Origin of the sequence: Streptomyces botrytidirepellens, from assembly GCF_003721215.1 — a bacterium.
Classification (GTDB): domain Bacteria; phylum Actinomycetota; class Actinomycetes; order Streptomycetales; family Streptomycetaceae; genus Streptomyces; species Streptomyces himastatinicus.
The window spans coordinates 1-1,637 of record NZ_RIBZ01000469.1 but is presented as its reverse complement, the minus strand read 5'-3'; the positions used below and the strand labels follow the sequence as shown (position 1 = coordinate 1,637).

The 1,637-nt window shown below is 61.6% G+C and carries 2 protein-coding genes; both read right to left on the bottom strand.

Features of this window, described 5'->3' with window-relative positions; all coding sequences use genetic code 11:
• Positions 1-51: 51 nt before the first annotated feature.
• Entirely contained in the window at positions 52-975 is a 924-nt protein-coding gene (locus tag EEJ42_RS51255; protein WP_184503364.1) for an adenine nucleotide alpha hydrolase family protein, read from the bottom strand.
• A gap of 395 nt (positions 976-1,370) precedes the next feature.
• Positions 1,371-1,583 carry a hypothetical protein gene (locus EEJ42_RS31655; RefSeq protein ID WP_123105308.1) on the bottom strand — a complete coding sequence of 71 codons (213 nt, stop codon included), beginning with the start codon at positions 1,581-1,583 and terminating at the stop codon, positions 1,371-1,373.
• Positions 1,584-1,637: the final 54 nt, after the last annotated feature.

Genomic DNA, 1,637 nt, shown 5'->3' with positions numbered 1-1,637 from the left:
CGGGCATCGTGGCGGCCGCCACGATGCCCGTATGTCGTGAAGGCTTTTCGCTTATACGATCTTCGCCGCGGAGGCCATGTTCGCATTCGCCTTGTCGCGTTCGTACTCGCGACGTAGCTCGGCGAGCGTCAACGGCCGAGTGATCTTGTCGCGTCGACGCTTCAGGATTGCCACTTCCTTTTGGCGGTGGGCTCGGAATGCTTCTTCTTCACGCTCCGCCCTGGCGAAGCGTTCCGGGAAGACGTCGAGGAGATGCTTCCATTGCCCTTGTCCTGCCTTGATGCAGGACCCGCCACAGTTGTTATGGGGGAACCCCAATTCGTAGAGTCGCGGTGGCTTGAGGCCATGAGATCGCAGTTCGGCCAGAAGGTCTTCTTTGGGGCGGTCCGGGCCATGGAGCAAGGGGAACTCCACTCGCCATGGCGCCCAGTTCCGAATGATCGATTGCGCTCTGGGCCGGTCCTTCTTGGTCGGCTCGATTCCGACGTACGCCATAGACGTCTCGGGGGGCGCGTGTTCCGTCATCCAGTTCCTGCAGGGGATCTGCTTGAGGTATTTGGTGCACGGCGCGAAGAGATTGTTGCCCAGGAACCCGACGTCCTTGAAGAGCTGCCAGGGATCACGTCCGTCTTCGACAATCACCAAAGGCACCTCGATGAGGCTCGAAAGATCGTTTGCGAATCTCCACAGGTCCGGGTCTTCGACCTGTGTATTGGCTATCAGAAGCGTCATTCGTGATGGCCCGACCCGCTCGGCGACGGTGAGTGCAACAAGCGCCGAGCCGACTCCACCGCTGAACTGAATGACGTGGTGGTCGGGGTCCTGGTACTTAACTGTTGGAGGTGCAGGGAAGAGGGCTAGTTCCTCGTCGATGTCGTCGCAGGACGATGCAGTGGGATTCATGCGGCGCCTCTCCGTTTGCTGGGAGCCGAGTTGGGATCGGCCGCCATTTGCATTCGATGTGCTGCCGGTCACGGCATGCCTGGTATTCGGGCTGCCGGGAGGTTGTGTGCCAGCGTGAGAGACTCTGCGGTTGCGCATGGTTAGCCGTGCAAGGACGAGAGCCTCGCCTCACCGCTGGGGCGCCCATTAGGTGAGGCCAGTCGGTGGGCGGGTGGTCCTGGACGGCTGGTCCAGAATGTCGGAGACCAGGAGTACCCATTGGCGCCGGGGGATGTAGACCACAGAGGAGTCTTTGCCCGCTCCTGACGAGCTCTTTGAGCACCTCGGAGTACTAGAGCTACTGAAGTAGCGGGTTGAGATAAGAGCGTGGAGTGGCGCTTCTTTCCGTTGGGAAGAGAGCACCCCTTGGCTGAGTCAGAGGCTATTGGCCAACCAAGGGGTGACGGTCGATGGGCGTCAGATGGTGTCTAGGAGGGGGTGGCTTCTCGCACGGCCTCCTCCAGGTGGGCGCGGTAGCGCACGATTTGGGCGGACCTGGTGTCCGGCTTGAGCTCGAGGAAACCGCCGCAGGTGCAGGCGAGGGCGCTCGGCCCCTCGGGCGGTTCGAGGATGAGGCTGTGGCCAGGGTGGAACTTGGCGCCCTGCATTTCGGTCAGGCACTCGGTCAAGGAGGTGGGCATCAGAGGGCTCGTTTCATGAGTGGGTGGTGAATGCGGGCGGAGTGAGGGCTTTGG